Annotated in this window: 23 protein-coding genes and 1 tRNA gene; 17 read left to right on the top strand and 7 right to left on the bottom strand. The window is 56.0% G+C overall.

The features are described 5' to 3' along the window. Positions 1–136 precede the first annotated feature (136 nt). On the top strand, positions 137–919 hold the full coding sequence (locus TH2_RS10950) for a DeoR/GlpR family DNA-binding transcription regulator (RefSeq protein WP_008890494.1): 783 nt from the start codon (positions 137–139) through the stop codon (positions 917–919). 481 nt (positions 920–1,400) lie between these two features. On the opposite strand, the gene TH2_RS10940 is transcribed toward TH2_RS10950, so the two are convergent. Continuing rightward, positions 1,401–2,168 (bottom strand): class II glutamine amidotransferase, encoded by a 768-nt coding sequence (locus tag TH2_RS10940; protein WP_008890492.1) that lies wholly within the window; start codon positions 2,166–2,168, stop codon positions 1,401–1,403. A gap of 195 nt (positions 2,169–2,363) precedes the next feature. Here TH2_RS10940 and TH2_RS10935 point away from each other — a divergent pair. The 14 genes from TH2_RS10935 (at position 2,364) to TH2_RS20570 (ending at position 10,452) form a co-directional block, all read left to right on the top strand. After that, positions 2,364–2,439: transfer RNA gene (locus tag TH2_RS10935), tRNA-Thr, on the top strand. A gap of 228 nt (positions 2,440–2,667) precedes the next feature. Further along, complete coding sequence (locus tag TH2_RS10930) at positions 2,668–4,281, top strand: hypothetical protein (RefSeq protein WP_008890491.1); 1,614 nt, start codon at positions 2,668–2,670, stop codon at positions 4,279–4,281. After that, a complete protein-coding gene (locus tag TH2_RS10925; protein ID WP_008890490.1) occupies positions 4,281–4,781 on the top strand; it encodes a hypothetical protein in 501 nt (166 codons plus the stop codon). Before TH2_RS10930 ends, TH2_RS10925 begins: the two co-directional genes overlap by 1 nt. 243 nt (positions 4,782–5,024) lie before the next feature. Next, positions 5,025–6,260: an RNA polymerase sigma factor gene (locus tag TH2_RS10920; protein WP_008890489.1), complete on the top strand. Its 1,236-nt coding sequence runs from the start codon at positions 5,025–5,027 to the stop codon at positions 6,258–6,260. A gap of 153 nt (positions 6,261–6,413) precedes the next feature. Then, positions 6,414–6,737, top strand: coding sequence for a RebB family R body protein (locus tag TH2_RS10915; protein WP_008890488.1), 324 nt, complete (start codon positions 6,414–6,416; stop codon positions 6,735–6,737). Between the two features lie 232 nt (positions 6,738–6,969). Continuing rightward, positions 6,970–7,293 carry a RebB family R body protein gene (locus TH2_RS10910; protein ID WP_008890487.1) on the top strand — a complete coding sequence of 108 codons (324 nt, stop codon included), beginning with the start codon at positions 6,970–6,972 and terminating at the stop codon, positions 7,291–7,293. Positions 7,294–7,527: 234 nt separating this feature from the next. Beyond that, complete coding sequence (locus TH2_RS10905; RefSeq protein ID WP_008890486.1) at positions 7,528–7,863, top strand: RebB family R body protein; 336 nt, start codon at positions 7,528–7,530, stop codon at positions 7,861–7,863. A 140-nt stretch (positions 7,864–8,003) separates the two neighbouring features. Next, entirely contained in the window at positions 8,004–8,300 is a 297-nt protein-coding gene (locus TH2_RS10900; protein WP_008890485.1) for a RebB family R body protein, read from the top strand. 14 nt (positions 8,301–8,314) lie between these two features. Continuing rightward, entirely contained in the window at positions 8,315–8,593 is a 279-nt protein-coding gene (locus TH2_RS10895) for a RebB family R body protein (protein WP_008890484.1), read from the top strand. A 41-nt stretch (positions 8,594–8,634) separates the two neighbouring features. Further along, positions 8,635–8,820, top strand: a complete 186-nt coding sequence (locus TH2_RS10890) for a hypothetical protein (RefSeq protein ID WP_008890483.1) — start codon at positions 8,635–8,637, stop codon at positions 8,818–8,820. Beyond that, complete coding sequence (locus TH2_RS10885; RefSeq protein WP_008890482.1) at positions 8,817–9,041, top strand: RebB family R body protein; 225 nt, start codon at positions 8,817–8,819, stop codon at positions 9,039–9,041. Before TH2_RS10890 ends, TH2_RS10885 begins: the two co-directional genes overlap by 4 nt. A gap of 86 nt (positions 9,042–9,127) precedes the next feature. Further along, entirely contained in the window at positions 9,128–9,451 is a 324-nt protein-coding gene (locus TH2_RS10880) for a RebB family R body protein (RefSeq protein WP_008890481.1), read from the top strand. Positions 9,452–9,509: 58 nt separating this feature from the next. Continuing rightward, positions 9,510–9,770 (top strand): RebB family R body protein, encoded by a 261-nt coding sequence (locus TH2_RS10875; RefSeq protein WP_008890480.1) that lies wholly within the window; start codon positions 9,510–9,512, stop codon positions 9,768–9,770. Positions 9,771–9,855: 85 nt separating this feature from the next. After that, entirely contained in the window at positions 9,856–10,452 is a 597-nt protein-coding gene (locus TH2_RS20570) for a hypothetical protein (RefSeq protein ID WP_008890479.1), read from the top strand. A gap of 6 nt (positions 10,453–10,458) precedes the next feature. On the opposite strand, the gene TH2_RS10865 is transcribed toward TH2_RS20570, so the two are convergent. The 3 genes from TH2_RS10865 to TH2_RS10855 form a co-directional block, all read right to left on the bottom strand. Beyond that, entirely contained in the window at positions 10,459–11,763 is a 1,305-nt protein-coding gene (locus TH2_RS10865) for an adenylate/guanylate cyclase domain-containing protein (RefSeq protein ID WP_008890478.1), read from the bottom strand. Between the two features lie 226 nt (positions 11,764–11,989). After that, the gene (locus TH2_RS10860) at positions 11,990–13,540 is read right to left on the bottom strand and encodes an ATP-binding protein (protein ID WP_008890477.1); all 1,551 of its coding nucleotides are present in this window, start codon (positions 13,538–13,540) and stop codon (positions 11,990–11,992) included. Further along, positions 13,537–14,262 carry a response regulator gene (locus TH2_RS10855; protein WP_008890476.1) on the bottom strand — a complete coding sequence of 242 codons (726 nt, stop codon included), beginning with the start codon at positions 14,260–14,262 and terminating at the stop codon, positions 13,537–13,539. The genes TH2_RS10860 and TH2_RS10855 overlap by 4 nt, the downstream gene beginning before the upstream one ends. 210 nt (positions 14,263–14,472) lie before the next feature. On the opposite strand from TH2_RS10855, the gene TH2_RS10850 reads away from it, so the two are divergent. Both TH2_RS10850 and TH2_RS10840 read left to right on the top strand, forming a co-directional pair. Then, positions 14,473–15,123, top strand: coding sequence for a hypothetical protein (locus tag TH2_RS10850; protein WP_008890475.1), 651 nt, complete (start codon positions 14,473–14,475; stop codon positions 15,121–15,123). Positions 15,124–15,335: 212 nt separating this feature from the next. Next, entirely contained in the window at positions 15,336–15,788 is a 453-nt protein-coding gene (locus TH2_RS10840) for a GNAT family acetyltransferase (protein ID WP_008890473.1), read from the top strand. Between the two features lie 12 nt (positions 15,789–15,800). On the opposite strand, the gene TH2_RS10835 is transcribed toward TH2_RS10840, so the two are convergent. From TH2_RS10835 to asnB, 3 genes are all read right to left on the bottom strand, one after another. After that, complete coding sequence (locus TH2_RS10835) at positions 15,801–17,588, bottom strand: Na/Pi cotransporter family protein (protein WP_008890472.1); 1,788 nt, start codon at positions 17,586–17,588, stop codon at positions 15,801–15,803. A 190-nt stretch (positions 17,589–17,778) separates the two neighbouring features. Further along, the gene (gene glpD, locus TH2_RS10830) at positions 17,779–19,323 is read right to left on the bottom strand and encodes a glycerol-3-phosphate dehydrogenase (RefSeq protein WP_008890471.1); all 1,545 of its coding nucleotides are present in this window, start codon (positions 19,321–19,323) and stop codon (positions 17,779–17,781) included. Positions 19,324–19,589: 266 nt separating this feature from the next. Continuing rightward, a complete protein-coding gene (gene asnB / locus TH2_RS10825; protein WP_008890470.1) occupies positions 19,590–21,524 on the bottom strand; it encodes an asparagine synthase (glutamine-hydrolyzing) in 1,935 nt (644 codons plus the stop codon). Positions 21,525–21,533: the final 9 nt, after the last annotated feature.

Genomic DNA, 21,533 nt, shown 5'->3' with positions numbered 1-21,533 from the left:
GGGATTTCGATTTCAGTTGTGTGACAACACCAAGAATTAAATGTTTCAACAGGAAAACCGGGCTATGCAGCGGTGTTTCGGCCTGTCTATACTCAGATCACAAGCGAAATAACAACTTTCGAACGAAAGAATAACCGTGACTAAAACGTCTGATGCAGTGCCCCTTGACCGCCGACGCGACCGTATCGTCGCCCTTGTCAAATCGACCGGCTTCATGGCGGTCGAGGAACTGGCACGCCGCTTTAACGTCTCGGTCCAGACGATCCGGACTGATCTGCGCGATTTGCATGAACAGGGGCGCGTGTTTCGCCGTCATGGTCTGGCGGGCCCGGCCCCCGATCCGGACAACTCGGCCTATGAAAAACGCGAAGTCTGGAACCGCACGGGCAAGATGGCGATTGCCGCCAAGGTGGCTGATCTGATCCCGGAGGGTTGCACGCTTGCGATTGGCACCGGCACCACCGCCGAACTCGCCGCCCAGCATCTGGCAGCGCATCGCAACTTAACGGTTCTCACAAACAACCTGCATGTGGTGATGGCGCTGCAAAATGCGCCAAACGTCACGCTCCGCCTTGCCGGTGGCACCGTTCGGACCCGTGACTTGGATATCATCGGCGCAGACAGTGCGGACTTTTTCGGCAGCATGCGCGCCGATTTCGGAATTGTCAGTGTTGGCGGCATGAGTGACACAGGTGATTTGCTGGACTTCAACATGGACGAAGTCCGCGCCCGTCGCGCACTGGTATCGTGCTGCGATCACGCGATCCTGATGATCGACGAGAAGAAAGTTGGCCGCAAAGCACTCTGCCGCGACGGCCACGCCAGCGATTTTCAGACAGTGTTGCTCAACACCGCGCCAAGCGATGCCCTGCAACGCGCACTGGTCAAGGCGCGGTGTCAGATTGTGGTTGTAAATTAGTCGAGTTTTCATCGAAACTTTGAGCAAGAATTCCGATAATCCGGTTTAGAGGTGCGATATGAGTCAAGATCTTAAGGCGACCTCACTAGAAGGGACTTTGGCGTTCTGCAGGATGGCCATAAGATCCGGCGCCCTTTTCAACGGCGGAGCACTAGTAGCTCTAATTCCGTTAGCAGCAAATGAACACTCACGGATCAGCAGTTTCGACCCGATAAAGAGATTATTTGAGAGTGCATTAATTGATGGACTTGTTACATCCGGCTATTGGTTCATTGCGGGGTTATTCGTATCTGGATTGACTGGATTAATCGCTTTCTTTGGCGAGTTCTATTACACCAATTTTCATCTAACTAGTGACCAATCCTCCAAGCGCACCGCAAGGATAATTCTCATAGTAGGGACGCTAACGGTAACAAGTAGCCTAGCGTTTTTTGGCTTCGGCGCTTACTCCGCAATCAGCTCATTTCGAAGCCCCGGCAGCCTATAGCGTTGCTTCTTCGCTGATGGTCAGATCACCTTCGACATGCAGCGTATGGTTGGGCGCGACCGCCTTCCAGCTGTCGCTTTCTGTATCAAGCGGCTCGGAGACGACAATCACGTGATCATCGCGTTTGCGCCAATAGAGTGATGGTGGCTTGTCGTCGCTGGCGTGGCGGATGGCGCAGACGCTTTTGCCATTGGACAGACAGGCGGTGAACCGGAACGGTGACGTCGCACCGCGCACCTTCATTTCGTTTTCGACCACCTCGATCGTGCGGCGAATGGCGCGGTGCGGGTCTTGCTGCAAGCCAAGCGTCAGCATCAGGCAAAAGATCAGCTCGCTATCGGTTGAGCCCTGTCGGCCTTCGTAAAACTCATCCTCGATCATCATTTCCAAGGATCGACGCACCAGCGGGTAATCGCCAATCTGGCCGTTATGCATAAAAAGATACTGGCCGTTGGAAAACGGGTGGCAGTTGGTGCGGCTGGTGTGGGTGCCGGTCGAGGCGCGGACATGGGCAAAGAACAGGCCGGATCGAATGTGATGGGCAAGGGATCGCAGGTTCGGGTCATTCCAGGCGGGCAGGATTTCGCGATAAAGCCCCGGTGTCGGGCGTTCGTCATACCAGCCAAGGCCAAAGCCATCGCCATTGGTCGGCGTTTTGGCCTGTTCAGCGTGCAGGCTTTGTTCGACCAGCGAATGGCGCGGCTCAAAGACCAGCTTTTCCAGATAAACCGGATCCCCGATATAGCTCAGCCAACGACACATGATTTGTCCCCGCACATGAATTTTGATCGCGCACATCTAAGCCGGATAATCACAGCATGGTCAATGTGATATTGTGTGTCTCTGTCCTGATTTCAGGGCATGGCTGAAAGTCCAGCACTTGTTGGCAAAAAGAACAACAAACCTCTTGCCAAGGCGAGTGATTGTCCGTATTTTCCGCGCCACAAAATGAATCGTGCTGGTGTAGCTCAGCTGGTAGAGCGGCGCATTCGTAATGCGTAGGTCGTAGGTTCAAATCCTATCACCAGCACCATTTTGTAAAACGAAGACCCGCCAAGACGCAGCCTGCTGCATCTTTGGCGGGTTTTGTGTTTTCTGGGCTTGTTTGTGACTGTGCAATGGGGGATTGCAGTGCAATCTTTTCACATTCCCCCCACCCGATGCGTCTGTTTGCAAGGAACCGTTATAACTTCTTGCAGATCAGGGGCGGCATGATGGCGGCCCTTTTGAGTGTTGCAAGACACCATTGGGGAGTGCAGGCATGACCGATAGTGACGCGCCCAAACCAGCCAAGGCTTCGACCAAATCCAGCGACAATTCCGATAACGGGCAACCGTCATCCGAGGCCGGTGCGGCAGACGCCGAAAACAATCTGCGCGAACCAACCGAAGCCCCGGACGCGATCAGCTCCGAACAGGCCGCCGTGGATATGATGGCAGCCCTTTGCCGTGACTTTGGCCTGCCGGGCTTTGAGCAAGCCGCATCGAGCGGTCAGGCTCAGCCGTCACAGCAGTCACAGCCAATGGAAACCGCATTCCAGATCATTCAACGTTATCTGCTTGATGGCGGGACGTCATCGCCAACCCCAATAACTGCAAGTGCGCCGACGGAAGGCTATACCAGCCCGCTTGAAAACATGGACCCTTGGTACAGTACCGATGGCGGGTCGGCTGCCACCAATCCCCCGGGCAGTTCCGCGGACGCGCAATGGGGCGTAACCACAATCCATGCGGACGGCAGCGCAACCGACATGACGGGGCCCGTCATCCGTGATGACATGTTCCGCACCGCCATGCCAACCCTTCAGGGCAAGGCAGACACCACCGCCGATACGCCCGACTGGGCGATCAGCATGGAACAGGGCTATCCCCTGTCGCCGACCAAGACCAGTGCACAAACAGCCATTTCTGCGAAAATGCTGGCACCGGATGTGCCAAAATCCTTGTGCAAATGGTCCTTGCATGTCGGTGCATCAACAGATGCGCAGTCCGAACTTTCTGTTACGGCACCGAATGCGGCCCCGTCACAATTGCGCGCTCTTCTGTTTGATGCAATCGATGCCGATGGCGCCGCCCCCCAGATCTCCGAAGTACCGATTTATGGCGGCGCACCGCATGCCATCCATCTTGAACAGACGGTTGGCGCGACGGGCAGCGAAGCAACCCCGGATGTGGCGTTGATCCGTCTGATCTTTGCTGATCGTGCGCCGGTGCCGATCCATCTGGAATATGTCGGTACCCTGCCAAGCCCGATCGTGGCGGGAAATGTAATGGTTGGCCCAAATTCCAGCATCCCGTTCTGGGTGCAGATCACCCCGCCCAGCGAAGGCGACAAGGGGGCCGGTCTTGTTGTTCTGGTGCGCTATGAAGCCGAGACCAGCTTTGATGTCACCGCCCAGCTGATGACCCAGGCCAGAACCAGCACCCCAACCGCGATCCTGAGCTGCAATGCCCAGCATGATCAATCAGCCTGCCGGGCTGCCAGCATGATCTCTGATAGCAGAGGACGGCTTGAAACCGGGTTGACCGGCCTGCCTACCGATCCGGATGCCGCCGATCTTGAAAAATACGGGTTCATCCCACCGGCCTTTATGCTTGATGCAGACACAAGCGCACCAACACCAGCAGCGGCGAAAGCTGCGCCCACACCCACGCCGGCGAAATCTGGCGCAGCGGCAAAAACATCCGATCCGGGCGATGATGGTGACACCGACAACAGCAACAGCGACAGCGACAGCGACAGCGACAGCAGCAAAACCAGCAGCAGCAATGCCAAATCGTCATCGGGCACAAGCAAAGGCAAGAACGGCAATAGTGACAACAGTGACAACAGTGACAACTCTGGCAGCACTGGTAGCAGCAAAGGAGGCACCTGATGTCTGGGCAGGCGCAAAACGATGTAAGCACGGCAAGTGATCGCAAGGACGCGGTCCGGAAGGCGTTCAATCAGGAATATCTGGCAACCCAGCAGGCTATGGCGCAAGCCGCCGAACGGGCCCGCGCCCAGGTTCTTGATCAAAAACAGACCATTTCCAATCATGCCGAAAACGTGAAATCCGGCGCACAGGCCCCGCAGCCCGCAATCGGCAGCCAGCAAACAGGGCAAACCACCCCACATCCTCAGGCGGCACAACAAGGGGCACCGCATATGGCATCGGATCCAAACATGCAGAACGGCCAGCAGGTCATGTTCGATATCGCAAATGAAATCCGCAACATCATCGCACGCGAGATTGACTTGCGCATGCAGGCCTTGTCCGAGAAGGTGGAAACCGCCCTTGCCGAAGCCTTCCCGCCAAGGGATCCGAAAAAGGAACAAAACCCCCAATCTTCAGGTCCCGCGCCCCAGCAAAAGACATCCGGCAAAAAGACCTAGCTTGATGTCTGCAACCGGGCATCGCCCGGAACAGGAACGGCAATAACAAGCGCATCAAAGCGCGACGATCTGTCCCCAACCTATCCTCAGCCCGCATCGCGACGGCTGCGCCGTTGCGCACGAAAACACAACTATAGGATGTATAGAAACTTTTATTCACAATTCTTGTGCGGCTGCGTCATAATGATTACCGCAAAACTTAATCAGCCTATGGTTGCATTCAATCAACCGGAGGGGTCCATAGTGCAGAACGAAAAGAACAGTCCGCAGGATGAGGCAACCCTGACAGAAGCCGAGATCAGCTTTGTCAAAAGTCTTGAACAAAGCCTGTCGCTGGCGTTGGGTGATGATGACAAGGTAACGTCAATCTGGTCCCGGTTAAAACCCGAACAACGGGCGCGCATTGCCGAAGATTATCTGGCAAAGCTTGCCGCAGCCGACGATCCCGGAGATCAAGAAGCCGATCAAAAGGCCGGTCACGACAGATTGACGCCCCCGGCAAGTAGCGCCCTTGATGCACGCGCCATCATGCAATCGATGGCACCTGCGGCAGAACCGGCAAAACCGGCAGACACCCGCCCCGCCGCAACCGCAAATCCCGGCACGGCAACAAACCAGGGCCAGCCACGATACAGCCCACCGCCCGGTTACCCGGCAGACTTCAACCCCCTGGCAGGCTTCCCGGGCCTTGAACCATCGCGAAGCGGCCCGAGCCCCGAAGACATCATCGCCGGTGCACTTGGCACCCCTGGTGGCACACCGACCGACCCGCTTGATATCCTGCGTGGTCTTGTTCCGGGTGCAGAAAGCCCGACATTGCGCCAACCGGTGCCACATGTGCCGGTCCCGCAAACACCGACGGTACCGGGGACACCAAATGCCCCCGATGACGGGCAATATTCCCCCTTGCATTCCACGCCGCAAACCCATCCGCAACCGGATGCCGATTTGGGCCCGGCGGCACCGAATTTCTGGCCGCTGTGGATTGATCAGCAAGACACGCTTTTGAAGCAATGCCTGAAACTGATGTCAGGCAATATGGATGATGCGCAAGATGCGCTGTCCGAGGCGATGGTCAAGGCATCGACCAAATTCGAAGAATCGATGGATGAAATCCGCAACCATCGCGCCTGGCTGTCGCGCATTGTCCATAACGCCTGCATTGATTTGCACCGGCAAAACCGGCGCAAGGCGGAATATCGCGAAGAAACCCATGGGGCTGCCGACACACCGGCCTCCCCGATGACAGCCCCGATCACACCAAGCCCCGAGGAATCATATCTCGCCGGTGAAAAACTTGATCAGCTGGAAGCAGCCCTTCTCGAGATGCAAGAAAAACTGCGCAAGCCGCTTTTGATGCGCTGTGTTCAGGACCGCACATATGACGAGATTGCAGCGGCCCTGGGCTTAAGCAACTGCGCAGTGCGCAAACGTGTTCAGCTGGCCCGCGAACACCTCAGGGCTTCGGGCATTCAATAAGAATACGTGCGTAAAAAAACGACCAACTCGCAAAAAAGACGCGTCACAACGATACACCACCAGCGTCGATAGACTGAAAACGGGACGGCGAAACCCCGACAGAAACACAACAGCAAGCAGCACACCGCAAAGCGTAACGAAGGAGACTTTACAATGGCGATTCCGACCCCGGTAAATGGTCAGATCACTGATGCAGTCACCCAGGCTAACGTGAAAGTTCTGGGCGACGCCCCGGCAATGGCAATGGGCTCGATCTTCCAGTCCCTCGCACATTCCACCGGCATTCTTTATGAAAACGCCGTCAGCGCACAGCAGCAGATCGGCATCACCTCGCAGGCCGCAACCAACCAGGGCGTCATCCAGATCTATTCGGTCGATACGATGGCAGACTCTGTTGCGACCTCCAAAATTGCCAAAAGCGACGTTCCCGACAACATGCTGTCGCTTCTTACCGCTCTTCAGGCAACCAAGGGCTGATTTTCAAAACATCTTTGGCCCCAAAGCCAGTTTCAAATCGGGCGGTCGCAGTCATCAGCGATCGCCCGATTTCATTTGATCAGGGCTTTGCAAAACAATCCGTTCTTTTGCAAAGCCCGGCGTCACAAGACGCCAAGCCCCCCGTCATCTGTCTGACCGCAACACACGCAAAGTGGCTGGTTTGGAACATCTCTTCCTTCCAGCATTTCCCTAGGCAAACAGGAGATAAACAGTGGCTGATAACACTCCGCTAAATGGTCAGATCACAGATGCCGTGACCCAGGCGAACGTGAAAGTTCTGGGCGACGCCCCGGCAATGGCGATGGGTTCGATCTTCCAGTCTCTCGCACATTCGACGGGCATCCTGTATCAGAACGCCGTCAGCGCCCAGCAGCAGAACGGCATCACCTCGCAGGCCGCGACCAATCAGGGCATCCTGCAGATCTATTCGGTCGACACCATGGCTGACGCCGTTGCGACCTCCAAGATCGCCAAAAGCGATGTGCCCGACAACATGCTGACGCTTCTGACGACGCTTCAGGCAACCAGAAACTGATTTTGATCAGGGTTCCGGCCCGTCCAGCCAATATCACACCGGGCGGTCGTATTGATCTGCGACCGCCCGTTTTCATTGTGGCGACGGCTCTGCAAGCAATCCAAGTTTTTGCCAGCCCATCGTCACAAGACACCAAGTCCCCCGTCATCTGTCTGACCGCAGGACATGCGGAAAGGGTCGGTTCGGGGCCTTACGTTCCTTCCGGCACTTCTTTAGGTAACCAGGAGATACACAATGGCTGATAACACTCCGGTCAATGGTATGATTACCGACGCCGTCACCCAAGCCAATGTCGAGGTTATGGGTGATGCGCCGGCAATGGCCATGGGCTCGCTTTACCAGTCGCTGGCGCATTCTCATGGCATTCTCTATGAGAACGCTGTCAGCAGCCAGCATCAGGTGGGCATTTCCTCTCAGGCGGCCACCAATCAGGGCGTCATCCAGGTCTACTCTGTCAACACTATGGCGGGGGCCGTTGCGACCTCGAAACTCGCCGCAAGCGACGTTCCCGACAATATGCTTTCGCTGTTGTCGGCTCTTAAGGCCACGACCGGTACGGCCGTGTCCTAAACATCCCCACTGGTTTCGCCGCCAACCCCGCCCGGCATGCATGCGCTTGCCGGGCTTTTTCTTTCACAAATGCCCGCGTTCGGCGTCAAACCGATACGTAGCACTTCCGCCAGCCCATTCCTCCAGACAAGGAGACGGACATGCCATCGGCACCACCTGAGCAAGACGGCAAGAAATCCCAGCACCACCCCGCCAGTCACCACGAAGATGATCATCAGTGCTCGGTTTCAGATCAGATCACTGACAGCGTTGCCCAGACCAATGTTGCCACGATGGGGGCCGGTCCGGGCTTCGCCGCGTTGCAATCCATGATGGGTCAGGCGCAATCGCAGAACATCCTGATGGCGAACATGGTCTCGGCTCAAAAGCAAAATGCGATGATCGGCATGACGACCATGACCCAGAGCATTCTGCAAATGATGAAACGTCGTAGTTAATAAGGATCACCCCAATGAGCAATCCGAACGAAGTCGACGAACAAATTACCGACAGCGTCACCCAGACCAACACATCGGTCATTGCCAATGGCCCGGCGATGGGTGCGATGCAGACCTATCTGTCGCAGGCCCAGGCACAGGGGATCCTGTTTGCCAACATGGTCAATGAACAGCAGCAACAGGCGGTCGCAAGCCTTGCAACCACCATGGAATGCGCAAAGGCCACCCTGTCGGTCCAGGACAACAAGCCAAATTTTTTTACGACACAGCAGACTGGGACGAAGGGGAAATAGCATCTTACGACGGCCTCGATGCGACAGGGGATTCGGATACCGTGTCCCTCGAAGACGCAGATTCACAAGAATCCGGCGATCAGAAAGGTGAAGGTCAAGATAACACCGAAACCAGTTCGTGGCTTGGCCAGCCCGACCCAATGTTTATGGGGGATGGGTCGGACTACAAGGAAAAGTTTGACTACGCCGCCAGCGCCCAGGGCGAACAGACAAAGGACGTAACATGAGTGATATCGTAAACCCGCAAGTTACCGATGCTGTCACCCAGACCAACGTCAAAATTCTGGGTGAAAGCCCGGCACAGGCGGTTTCCATGGCCATGCAGTCGCATTCACATGCCACCGGCCTTGCCATGGAAAACGCAACCCTGACACAAGGCAACATGCAACAGGTTGCCAATACAGCAACGTCAAAGCTTGTTGCCCTGATCACCGCCCAGGCGGGCTAAGCGCAACAGACTCTAATTGATCACAATCACGTCCGTGCGACGTCTAGAGATGTGCGGTCAGACCGATCGCTTTTTCGGAGGATAACATGGCAATTCCAACCCCGGTGAATGGTCAGATTACAGACTCTGTGACCCAGAGTGCGGTCAGTGTTCTTGGTTCCGCGCCTGCGAATGCGATGGGTGCGATTTACCAAAGTGCGGCCCATTCAACATCGATCCTGTTCCAGAACGCGGTTCAGGCACAGCAACAGGCATCGATGTGTTCGCAAGCCGCCACCAATCAGGGCGTGATGCAGCTTTATTCCGTCAACACCATGGCGGGTGCGCAGGCAACAGCCAAACTCGGCCGGTCCGACAACAGCGATGCGCTTTTGACACTACTCGTAATTTTGGCAGCAACCCGCCGCTAGGCACATGATCCGTCTGGTCCTGCCCGGACCAAATACGGTCAAAACATGAGGGCGTGAAATGGCAGACAACACCCCTGTAAACTCACAAATCACCGATGCAGTGACCCAGAACAACGTCAAGGTTCTGGGCGAAGCACCGGCACATGCCATGGGGCTTGTGTATCAGACGATGGCACATTCCATCAGTTTGTCGATGCAAAACGCCATGCAGACCCAAGGCGGCCTGCAGCAGATCGGCAACGCCGTCACATCAAGCGCCTGCCGTATGATCCTGGAAAGTACTGGCGGTGGCATGGGCGGCGGCAAAAGCGGCGAATAACGCGCCCGCAGATTTTATGGCTCCTGGCCCGTCCCGACAGAGATAATCAAACCGGTCTTTTGACCCGTTGCATATGAGGTTTTCGATGGCAGACGACGACGCAAAACAGAACGAAGATCCGAAAGCTGGAAACAAAGATCAGGGCAATGAGCCGGACAAAGCCGCGTCCCCCGCCGACAAGGGTGGTGACGGCGACAAAAACGCCGCAGACACCAAAGACGCGAAAGATGGTGGCGACGCAAACGGCGATAAAAAGGCCGATGACAAGGATGATGCAAACAAACCGGCATCCCCATCTGATCCCGCAGCCCCGGACAATCCGCCGGGCACCCCGCCGCTCAGCACGGCATTGAACCCGCAGATCGTGCAGGCTGTCGGCACGACCAACCATGCGGTTCTGAACGGTGCGATCCCCGGTGCCAATGGTGTGGCCTATCAAAAGGTTGCCCAGGCCGCCGCCTATGCGGTGCAGGATTCCACGGATTATCTGCGCAATATCATGTCGATGGCATCCGCCACCACCGGTGTCGCGATGCAACAGATGCTGGCAACCAAGGAAGTCGACCCTTATTCCAAGATCATCAAGGCTGCGACCGATGCCGTCAGTGACGCACAAACAACCTTTTCCAAGGTCGGCACGTCCGCCAGTTCGGTGGTGAAGGATTTTGATAGCCTCGCCTAAACAGGCTCAGGCGCTGCGCATCAGCTCGATACGGTGGCAGGTTTCTGAGAAATCCGGGGCAAACAGTTTAAGACTGACACCCGTCCCCTGAAGCTCATAGGCGCCCATTTCCTCTGTCGGGCAGGAAATGAACCGGGCCACGGTCGAACTGACCAGCACACGCCGACCAAGTTGCTTGGTAAGCTGTTCGATGCGGGCTGCTTCGTTTGCCGCCTGCCCGACCACGGTAAAATCAACACGCTCCGACACGCCAACATTGCCGTAAATCACTTCCCCGACATGCATGCCAAGGCCGTAATCGAATGGCAGTTTTCCGACTTCTTCGCGCCGCGCATTTAGCGCATCGATGTTCAACTGGGCCTCGGCTGCGGCATAAAGTGCTGCGTAACAGGCGGTTTCAAGATTGGTTTCATCTTCATCAATCGGGAAAATCGCAAGCGTCGCATCCCCGATATAGCGCAATACCTGCCCGCCGTGCTTAAGCACGGCACCGGCTGTTGCGCCAAAGAAATCATTCATTTCGCCCAGGAACGCATCATCACCGACATGGGTCGCAACCGAGGTCGAGTTACGCATATCCGAAAACCAGATCACCGCACGGGTTTTGGTACTGTCGCCCAGTTTGATCTGACCATTGCGGACACGTTGCCCGGCATCGGTGCCAAGATAGGTTTCCAGAATGGTGCGGGTTTCTTCATGGTTGATGCGCATTTTGCATGACACGGCAAAGCGGCGCTGAATACCAGACAGGATCGCAAGATCCTCGTCCGAGAAACCACTGGGACGCCGCGTCAGATAGGTCATGAAGATACGGTTGCTATTGAGCGTGCTGTCGCTATCGGTCACGAACGGGGTCATCAGGGCGTAATAGTCCGTGCCCCGTTGGCGGCGGAAAGTTTCAAGGATCGGGAAGTCGACAACCGCACTGGGGCCAATAAGATGACGGCGCATGAAGCTGACATCGCTATCAAGCATCCATTTCATCGGGCTTTCAGCCCAATCGCGGTCCTTTTCGTCATCGCCCATATGGGTGGTGCGTACAACCTGGCCATTTTCCTTGGTCCAGATATAGGAAACACCTTCATACAGCGGGTGCAGGGTCTTGAACGCGACCATGACGCGATCAATCGGGATCCCCGATGCCACCAGACGGCTGGCCATGCCTGACAGAAGTTCGCTGATGTCGGTATCATCAAGCGCACATTCCATCAGCCAGTCGTTAACAGAGCGCACAAAGCCACGCGCGGCTTGCGCGTTGTTGGTTCCGGGAAGCGGGGTTACCACGCCGGATGAAGACTGGTTGTTGGTCATGGGCACGCTCCGTCCGTTCGTCTGCTTGATTGTCGCACTGCCGCTGGTTCAAATCCAGACCCTAAATAGAACAGCAATGCAATTTAGCAATTATTGATTTGGAAACAGTGAAATTCCAGCCCGTAAATGACTATTGGTCACTTAAAACGCAAGGGCTATCTGTCAAAAAACTGTCGCACAGTGTCAGGAGAAAAATCTTAAGCCTTCGGACTGGTCGAAATCACAGCTATTGCGGCTGTGCCGGTGGCAGGTAAATACGCGCCAGAAGCCCGCCTTTCTGGGAGTCTTCAAGGTATATTTCGCCACCATGCGCCCGGACGGCGGTGCGCGCGATTGCCATTCCAAGACCAATACCGCCGGTATCACGATTGCGTGACGCTTCAATCCTGAAGAACGGCTCAAACACCTGTTCGCGCTGTTCGAGCGGTATCCCCGGCCCGTCATCGGCAATTTCGATCCACAGGCCGCCGTCATCGGCATCGCGCACCGCAACCTCGACCGTATCGCCGAAGTTGAGGGCATTGGACACCAGGTTGCCAAAGGCGCGCTTGATCGAAAGCGGCCGGCACGGATAAACCCGGGTATCGACCTCGCCAATGTATGTGATTGGGCGTCCGGTTTCTGCCAGATCCTCGACCGCGGATTCAACAAGGGCGGTCAGATCGATTTTACGGGTTTCCTCCTTCGCGGTTTCTTCGCGGGCAAAGGTCATCGCCGCTTCGACCATCTGTTCCATTTCATCAAGGGTTTCGATGATGCGCGCACGGTTTTCCGGATCATCGACAAATTCGGCGCGCAACCGCAGCGATGTGATCGGTGTGCGCAGATCATGCGAAATGGCGGCCAGCATCCTTGTGCGATCCTCGACAAAGCGTTTGAGGCGCGCAGTCATGCGGTTAAAGGCCTTGGTGGCGCGTCTGATTTCAATCGGACCGGTTTCAGGCACCGGTTCGGGATAATCCCCGCGCCCGACACGATCAGCCGCCTGTGTCAAAACGTCCCACGAACGGGAAATCCGGCGCGCCAGGAAGAAGGCGATCACGGCAATAACAAGCCCGGATGCCAGAACACGCAAAAGATTATCGAAGACAAACCAGGGCGGCGAGACCACCCCGCCGATCATGGCTTCCAGCCATACATCGGGTTCTGTGCCAGTTGGCTCCCCGTCCGGACCAAGGATCCTGATCGGCACAACAAGGCGCATCACCGGCGAGGTATCGCAATCAAACCGGTCAAGGTAGCGCAACGACCAGGGTGCGCGACGATCATCATCACGGTCATCATCGCGATCATGATGATCATCGTCGTGGCCGGATCTCTCCATACGGTCACGTTCCAGAAACGCATCCTTTTCACGCCGGAGTGTTTTACGTTCCGTCCAGCATTCATCCTCAGACAGGATTTCGACCCGCGCCGGAACACCGGTTTCAAGGTCCAGTGCCTCGTTCAAACGCTGGCTCAGCGTGTCCGAGGCAAATCCGTCACCGGAAACCACATCACTTTCCGGCACCAGCCGCAGGCGGTTTTGAGGTGATTGCGCCACGCGCAACACATCGGCCCAGTTATCACGCGGCGTTGTTGTCAGAATGCGTGAAATTGCCGCCACCCGTGACAGGGCATAGCCGCGTCGCTCGGATGCCACCGCATCCCGGCGTTCTTCGGCCAGCATGACACCAAGGACGATGTGGGTCAGGATGATCGCGCCCAACAGCAAACAGACAAGCTGCGCGGTCAGACTTTGAGGCCAAAGGCGTTTGATCAGGCGGCGCTTGGTCATTTCTCGCTCACCTCGCAGGTGAACATGTATCCCCCGCCCCAGACGGTCTTGATAAGGGTCGGGTTCTTGGCATCATGTTCGATCTTTTTGCGCAGGCGGCTGACCTGATTATCGATGCTGCGATCAAACGGCACCGCTTCGCGCCCACGGGTCAGGTCAAGCAACTGATCACGGTTAAGCACCATGTTGGGATGTTCGACAAAGGCACAAAGCAGGCCATATTCCCCGGCACTGAGTGGCACGACCACATCATTGGCATCGCGCAATTCATGGCGGGTGCGATCCAGCACCCAGCGATCAAAATGCACCTGCCCGCCCGGAAGCGGCCCCTTGCGCCCCACCGGAAGACTTTGCGCACGCCGCATCACGGCCTTGATCCGGGCCAGCAATTCTCGCGGATTGAACGGCTTGGCCAAATAATCATCTGCGCCCATTTCAAGACCGATGATGCGATCGGTTTCCTCGCCAAGGGCGGTCAGCATCACCACCGGCACATCATAGTTTTCGCGCAGCCAGCGACACAAACTCAACCCGTCCTCGCCCGGCATCATCAGATCCAGCACGATCAGGTCGGGTGCGATGTTATCATTCATCAACTTGCGCAACTCCCGCCCGTCGGACGCCAGTGTCACCCGGTATTCATGCTGGCGCAGATACCGCCCCAGAAGGTCACGGATATCACGATGGTCATCGACAACAAGAATGTGGGGCTGGTCGCTCATATGCGGTCCTGAAATCAAAATCGTCTGTGAAGCCTAACCTAACGCGTCGGCAGTTCCGGCAGAAACGGCAATTTGTATCAGATTGTCGCAAAACGGCCTTTTGGCATAGCTTGCGACCATTTTGCCCGTTCGCCGGGATCATTTCGCGACAATCATAGGCGATAACGGGCTTCAACACATTAATCCCCCACAAACCTGATGAGGTCCCCGATGAAACGCAAAACCACCCTTAAACTTGCCGCGGCCCTGATTGCCACCACCATGATCGCAACCCCGTTTGCAGCGGCTTATGCATCGCCCGGCGAACGTGACCATAAAGGCGAATATATGCGGGGAGAACACGGTGAATACGGCGAACATGGCAAGTACGGCAAAGGCGGCATGTTCCATGGCGAAGGCCGCGCACGCGCCGTGCCATTGACCACCGATGAAGCCCGCACGCTGGTTGATGCGATGCTTTTAAAAATGGGTCAATCAAACCTCAAGACCGGCGATGCAAAGGCATCCGAACAGGCTGGCAAGATTGATGTTGTCTTGCTGAATGCCAGTGGTGATGTGGTCGAGGTTTTGAAATTTGATGAAAAAACCGGCCGCATGGATCGCGGCACCCGTCACGACCTGCGTAAACTGATCGGCAAACCGAACAAAGACAAGGCCGCACGTTTTGATCGCAAATTCACCGCTGATCAGATGACGCTTCTGGCCAATGCGATGGTGATCCGGTTTGGCAATGGTGAACTCAAACTTGGCGACATCACCGAAACCCCGCGCGGTACTTATACCGCCACTGTCACCAATCAGGCCGGTGACATCGTCCGCGAAATGGAACTGAGCAGCGTGACCGGTCGCCCGATCAGCTGATCGGTCCGTCAAAACCTGACCTTCCCCGGTCCGGGGACATCCCCCATCCCAACCGATACCCCGGACCCGCCAGCGCCCCCAAGGCACCCCTTGGGGGCGTTTTGCGTTTTGGCGTTTAACTTCATCGGCTTGTCACGCAATTGGGTTTGACGGCCTTGCGTAATCCAAGCATTGTTACGCGCTTCTGTAACGCGCCCCATGAAAGAAGCACCATGACGACCAACGCCCCAAAGTCCCAGCCCAGAACAGCCACCCTTGATGATATCCCCGCATTAACAGCCCTTTGGCAGGAAACCGGGCTTTATCGCCCGTACAATCCGCCAGAATGGGATGTGCGCTTCGCGCTTGAAAGCAGCGAAGCCACCCTTTTTGTTTGGGAAGATAACAGCGATAACATGATCGGCTCCATCATGGCGGGTCGTGATGGGCATCGTGGCTGGGTCTATTATATGGCCGTAACACCAAGTTTGCAGAAATCAGGGCTGGGTCGCCGCCTGATGCAGGTCGGGGAAAACTGGCTGCGCGATCAGGGTGTCTGGCGGATGCAATTGATGGTGCGTGCGGATAACCATGCGACACAGGATTTCTATCGCCATCTTGGCTATCGCGCCTGCGACGTCACGGTGATGCAAAAAGACATCAATACCCCGCCTGCCGACCGTTAAGGCACCAGAACATTACATGGCATCGGCGATGGTCGATGCCGCGTTTTGTTCCGTCGGCGCTGGTTCTTGCTGATTTTTAATCGCGATTGTTGCATGGGCAATCCGCCGCGCGCGCTCATACAGGCGGTTGATGCGTTCGACCATCGCGACCTCAATCCGGTAACGGCGAATATCAAGATCGCGCGGGCCGATTTCATCGCTGACCTTGCGCAATGTCGTATCAAGCTTGGTGGTGAACTCCGCCTTGCGGTTAAGGACACGATTGGCGGCCTCCAGATCCTCGGCCGAAAAGGCGGTCATCGCCTGTTTCAGGCAATCTTCGGCAATCTCGTAAAGCTCTGCCATTTTCTGGCGGTTTTCGTCTGATGGCATGTGGCGAATATCAAGCCACTCGCCGACCAGCTTGACCATTTCCTCGCTGATCAGATCGCCAACGGCTTCAAGATGGTTGCTTACGGCCAGTTCGTTCTGCATGCGGTTTACATCGCCGGGCAGCAGTTCCGCACGTGGCAGTTTTGCGGCAAACAGCGCAATCGCATCTTGCAGGCTATCGACCCCGTCATCCAGTTCGCCAAGCTTTTTAAGCTTTGGTCGTGTCGGGTTGCGCAGGTTTTCGCGCCCGCGCCGCACGACATCAATCACCACGTCGCCCATATGCATGACTTCATTGCGCAGCAAACTAAGGGCAGCTGCCGGGGCAATGGTCAGTTCGTGGATGACGTATTTCGGCTCCGGGCTGAGGCGCGGTTCGGTATCGATTTCGGCCGGGACCAGCTTTTCAATCAAGCGTGCGATCAACGGCACAAACCCGATCATCAGGATAACGTTGGCAACGTTGAAAATGGTGTGCGCGTTGGCAATTTCGCGCGCGATATCGACGGTCTCGGCGGTGCGTCCGGTGGTGATGAACTCCACAAGTGTCACCAGATGATCAATAAAGGGCAGCCAGATCAAAACCCCGACCACATTAAACAGGATATGACCAAGGGCGGTTCGGAACGCATCGCGGTTCTTGCCAATCGTCACCAGAAGGGCCGTGACACAGGTACCGATATTGGCCCCGAAAATAAGCGCGATCCCGCTATCAAGGGGCACCAACCCCTGCCCGGCCAGAACAATGACAATCCCCATGGTCGCGGCACTTGATTGCACCAGCGCAGTGAACGCCGCCGCGACCAGCATGGCGAGAAACGGGTTGCGCATCTGGCCCATCACATCGATGAACGGGCCATAGGTCCTAAGCGGCTCCATGGCATCACTCATCATGCCCATGCCAAAGAACAGCATCCCCATGCCCAGCACTGCCTTGCCAATCAGCGTAAACCGCTTGCGATCCGCCAGCATCGTCATGGCAAAGCCAATCGCGATGACAAGCGGGGCGATGGCATCAATCCGAAAGGCGATGATTTGCGCGGTCAGGGTACTGCCGACATTGGCCCCCATGATCACGGCAATCGACTGCGCAAACGGCATCAGTCCGGCGGATACAAAGCCGACCACCAGCACGGTCGTAACACTTGAAGATTGAACCAATCCAGTAATGACCGCGCCCGAAACTGCTGCCCAAATGCGATTGCGCGTCATGCCAGATAAAACGCGGCGCAACCTTGCCCCGGCAAGGGTTTTAAGTGCGCCTGCAAGATGATCCATCCCGTATAAAAACAGGGCAAGCCCGCCAACCAAACCGATAACCATCGACCAGGCATCAAGCGATGGCACGTCGTCCGCCGCCCGTGCCGCCGAGTTGGTCACAAGGAGCAAGACCGCGCTTGCAAGGATGGATTTCAGGATGGGTGGCATTGGGCACCGGCGAGGTAATCGGTTGAAAACAAACCGACCATAGCGCAGTTTGGGGACTAAACCCAATTGGATGTTTAGTCCCTTGCCAAACTGTCAGGTGGCAGACATTCCACCAGCCTAGCCTAGCCCATTGCCGCGCCCGACCTACGATCCGACGATCACGTCTGACGGTTCGCGGGCAATCGTTGAATTATTCGGCGGCAACCGATTTATGATCTGGCTTTTCCTGTGCCAGACGTTCGCGCAGGACCGCGACCTGATCGCCAGACAACCGCAGACCAAGCTTCGAGCGACGCCAGATCAGGTCATCAAGATCGCGGACCCATTCGTTTTCGATCAGATAGCGGACCTCTGCCTCATAGAGGTCATGACCATAACATTTGCCAAGATCACCAACAGTTTTGGCATCGCCAACAAACTGGTCGATCCGCGTGCCATAGGCGCGCAGCAAACGTTTGAGCATCACCGCATCCATCCAGTCATAGCGTGCGGCATAATCGGCAAACGCCGCCTCATAGGATGCATTGGGGAAATTCCCCCCCGGCAGCACGGCATTTGCCGTCCACGGGGTATCCTTGGTGCCCAGTTCCTTTGAAATGATCTGAAGCGCGTGTTCGGCAAGCTTGCGATAGGTGGTGATTTTGCCACCGAACACATGCAGTGCCGGGGCCTGATCACCGTTGGCTTCCAGTTTAAGGGTGTAGTCACGCGACACCTTGGACGCGTTTGATTCTGCGCCTTCACCGGCATAAAGCGGACGCACGCCGGAATAGGTCCAGACGACATCGTCAGACGTGACGGATTTCTTGAAATAGCCGCTAGCAAGCTTGCACAGGTAATCGATTTCGTCCTGATCGATCTTGACCTTGGACGGATCGCCCTTGAAATCGACATCGGTGGTACCGATCAGGGTGAAGTCGTCCTGATAGGGAATGGCAAAGACGATGCGGCCGTCGCCGTTCTGGAAGATATAGCAGAAATCATGATCGAACATCTTGGGCACGACAATGTGGCTGCCCTTGACCAGACGGATGTTGGCCTTGGTGTCAGATTTAACCACACCGTTGTCTGGGTTGATCAGATCGGCACACCACGGGCCGGCGGCATTGATCAGCATGCGCCCTGATACCGAACGGTTTTCGCCGGTTTCCTGATCGCGCAGCGTCACATTCCAACCATCGCCTGCGCGGTTTGCCCCAACGCATTCAGTGCGGGTCAAAATCTCGGCCCCCATGTCCTTGGCATCCATCGCATTGAGGACAACAAGACGCGCATCATCGACCCAGCAATCGGAATAGACAAAGCCCTTTGTCATCTCGTCACGCAGCGGCGCACCCGATACGTGCTTGGCAAATGAAATGCCCTCGGACGCCGGTAGCTTTTTGCGACCACCCAGATGGTCATACAGGAACAAGCCAAGACGGATCATCCAGGCCGGACGCAGATCATTGCGATGTGGCAGCACGAAACGCAGCGGCCAGATGATATGCGGTGCATTATCCAGCAATACTTCACGTTCGGTCAGCGCTTCGCGCACCAGACGGAACTCGTAATGTTCAAGGTAACGCAACCCGCCATGGATCAGCTTTGTACTGGCCGACGAAGTGGCACTTGCCAGATCATCCTTTTCACACAGCAACACTTTAAGGCCCCGGCCCGCCGCATCGCGTGCGATCCCGGCACCGTTAATGCCGCCGCCAATAATGATCAGGTCATAGTTTGAAGTGCCAGCCATCGGGGCCTCTCATCACAGAAGGGAAACTCGTTAGGCTTCAAAATAGTTCATTTTCGAAAATTTTCAAGTTTCGAATTGTGACATTTATTCGACACAGCCATGCGCCACTTGCACGCGCATGCTTCAGTTATGCGTAATAAACCCGAATCAACCACAGGAAAGGAAACGTTCATTCGTGAACGAAAATGAAAAACCCCGCCTGAGGTTCAGACGGGGCTCAAAGAATGCGCAACACGCAAGATGCCAGAGCAAGATGTAAGAACAGATCAGGCCAGCCAGCGTTTCTGCCAGTCAGACAGCATGGCAATCGTCCAAAGCTGATGGCCCCAATTGCGCTTGCCCGACATATGCTCAGACCGGAGCTTTTCGATCTGGTGACGATCCAGACCGAAGTCGGTATAAAGCGCTTCATTGGCCAGATGGTCGCCCATCCATTCATGAAGCGGCCCGCGCAGCCATTGCGCCAACGGTACGCCAAAGCCGGTTTTCGGCCGGTCAATCATTTCGCGCGGGACATATTTATACAGGATCTGGCGCAAGGCATATTTGCCAACCGATCCATTCATCTTGAGCCTTGCGGGCAAACGCCAGCCAAACTCGATCACGCGGTGATCAATGAACGGCACGCGCACTTCAAGCGAATTGGCCATCGATGCGCGGTCCACCTTGGTCAGAACATCATCGACCATATACATCATCGTATCCATGGCCTGCATGGAGGACACGTAATCAAGATGACGGTTGCGACAGAACTTCTCGCCCGGCACACGGAATTTCTTGGTCGATGCGCGGTTGCCGCGCAGCTTGTCCGGATCAAACAGCGAAATCAGCGCATGATAGCGATCAATATCATCGCGGATCGCCAGAAGCGGTGCGGCCTTGTGGATCTTATCGCCAATCGCACTGGTCGATTTCTTGCCCGGCATCAGGCCGATAAGCTTGTCCCAATGATCGGGCGAAAGCATTGTAAGACCACGCGACACAAGCCCGCTGCCAAATGGAATGCTGCCAGCCGCGGCACTTAACTGCTTGGCCCACAAATAGCGGTTATACCCGCCAAAAGTCTCATCCCCGCCATCGCCCGAAAGGGCAACGGTAACGTGTTTGCGGGTCAGGGCCGAGATCAGATAGGTCGGAATGGCAGAACTGTCAAAGAACGGCTCGTCATAGGTTTCCGAAAGCTTCGGCACCAGATCAAGCGCATCCTGTGGCGTGACATAAAGTTCGGTATGGTCGGTCTTGAGATGTCTGGCGACTTCACCGGCGAAGGCCGCCTCGTTAAAGGCCTCGTCCTCGAACCCGACGGAGAATGTCTTGACCGGCCGGTCTGAAACCGACTGCATCAGGGCAACGACGGTCGATGAATCAATCCCGCCCGACAGGAACGCCCCCAACGGCACATCGGCCACCATGCGGCGTTGAACCGCATCGCGCAGCAAATCTTCAAGCGCATCAATCGCACTTTGATCATCACCGCTCCAGGCATGGGTCTGACCGTTAAGCACCGCATCTTCGACCGACCAATAGGCGTTTTCGGTCGCCTGATCATGCGATGAAATTTCAAGAATGTGGCCGGGTTTCAGCATCTTGGCATGGGCATAGATCGAAAGCCCGGACGGCACATAGCCAAAGCGCAAATAGGCATCAAGGCCGGTCTGGTTGACCTCGCGCGAAATCGCATCACCTGCCAACAATCCTTTGACCTCGGACGCGAAACCGATATGGCCATCATAGCGCGACCAGTAAAGCGGCTTGATGCCCAGTCGGTCACGCACAAGGAACAGTTTTTTCTTCTGGCGGTCCCAAAGGGCGATGGCAAACATGCCAATCAGGCGCTTGATGGTATCGCGCAGCCCCCAATGGGCAATGCATTCAAGGATGACTTCGGTATCGGAATGGCCGCGCCACGTGATGTTGGCCGAGGCAAGCTTTTCACGCAGTTCCGGGGCGTTATAGATCTCGCCGTTATAGACCATGACATAACGGCCATTGGCGGAATGCATCGGCTGTTTGCCGGCATCGGAAAGATCAATGATGGCAAGGCGGCGCTGCCCAAGGGCAATACCCTCTTGCTCATCAAGCCAGACATCACCGCCATCCGGGCCACGGTGATACAGCGCATCATTCATGCGCGACACACGATCGCCCAAGCGCGTTGCATCAGCTTGTTCAGACAGCCATAAACCGGCAATTCCACACATGAAAATATC

Source organism: Thalassospira profundimaris WP0211, from assembly GCF_000300275.1.
Lineage (GTDB): Bacteria > Pseudomonadota > Alphaproteobacteria > Rhodospirillales > Thalassospiraceae > Thalassospira > Thalassospira profundimaris.
This window is presented reverse-complemented; position numbering and strand designations above follow the sequence as displayed.

Excerpts from the sequence above, each read along its gene's own strand:
- TH2_RS20570 (WP_008890479.1), top strand. The coding sequence starts at position 9,856 with ATGGCAGACGACGACGCAAAACAGAACGAAGATCCGAAAGCTGGAAAC.
- TH2_RS10905 (WP_008890486.1), top strand. The coding sequence starts at position 7,528 with ATGGCTGATAACACTCCGGTCAATGGTATGATTACCGACGCCGTCACC.
- TH2_RS10930 (WP_008890491.1), top strand. The coding sequence starts at position 2,668 with ATGACCGATAGTGACGCGCCCAAACCAGCCAAGGCTTCGACCAAATCC.
- TH2_RS10900 (WP_008890485.1), top strand. The coding sequence starts at position 8,004 with ATGCCATCGGCACCACCTGAGCAAGACGGCAAGAAATCCCAGCACCAC.
- TH2_RS10915 (WP_008890488.1), top strand. The coding sequence starts at position 6,414 with ATGGCGATTCCGACCCCGGTAAATGGTCAGATCACTGATGCAGTCACC.
- TH2_RS10895 (WP_008890484.1), top strand. The coding sequence starts at position 8,315 with ATGAGCAATCCGAACGAAGTCGACGAACAAATTACCGACAGCGTCACC.
- TH2_RS10855 (WP_008890476.1), bottom strand. The coding sequence starts at position 14,262 with ATGAGCGACCAGCCCCACATTCTTGTTGTCGATGACCATCGTGATATC.
- TH2_RS10835 (WP_008890472.1), bottom strand. The coding sequence starts at position 17,588 with ATGCCACCCATCCTGAAATCCATCCTTGCAAGCGCGGTCTTGCTCCTT.
- TH2_RS10865 (WP_008890478.1), bottom strand. The coding sequence starts at position 11,763 with ATGACCAACAACCAGTCTTCATCCGGCGTGGTAACCCCGCTTCCCGGA.
- TH2_RS10840 (WP_008890473.1), top strand. The coding sequence starts at position 15,336 with ATGACGACCAACGCCCCAAAGTCCCAGCCCAGAACAGCCACCCTTGAT.
- TH2_RS10925 (WP_008890490.1), top strand. The coding sequence starts at position 4,281 with ATGTCTGGGCAGGCGCAAAACGATGTAAGCACGGCAAGTGATCGCAAG.
- TH2_RS10880 (WP_008890481.1), top strand. The coding sequence starts at position 9,128 with ATGGCAATTCCAACCCCGGTGAATGGTCAGATTACAGACTCTGTGACC.
- TH2_RS10860 (WP_008890477.1), bottom strand. The coding sequence starts at position 13,540 with ATGACCAAGCGCCGCCTGATCAAACGCCTTTGGCCTCAAAGTCTGACC.
- TH2_RS10875 (WP_008890480.1), top strand. The coding sequence starts at position 9,510 with ATGGCAGACAACACCCCTGTAAACTCACAAATCACCGATGCAGTGACC.
- TH2_RS10850 (WP_008890475.1), top strand. The coding sequence starts at position 14,473 with ATGAAACGCAAAACCACCCTTAAACTTGCCGCGGCCCTGATTGCCACC.
- glpD (WP_008890471.1), bottom strand. The coding sequence starts at position 19,323 with ATGGCTGGCACTTCAAACTATGACCTGATCATTATTGGCGGCGGCATT.
- asnB (WP_008890470.1), bottom strand. The coding sequence starts at position 21,524 with ATGTGTGGAATTGCCGGTTTATGGCTGTCTGAACAAGCTGATGCAACG.
- TH2_RS10885 (WP_008890482.1), top strand. The coding sequence starts at position 8,817 with ATGAGTGATATCGTAAACCCGCAAGTTACCGATGCTGTCACCCAGACC.
- TH2_RS10940 (WP_008890492.1), bottom strand. The coding sequence starts at position 2,168 with ATGTGTCGTTGGCTGAGCTATATCGGGGATCCGGTTTATCTGGAAAAG.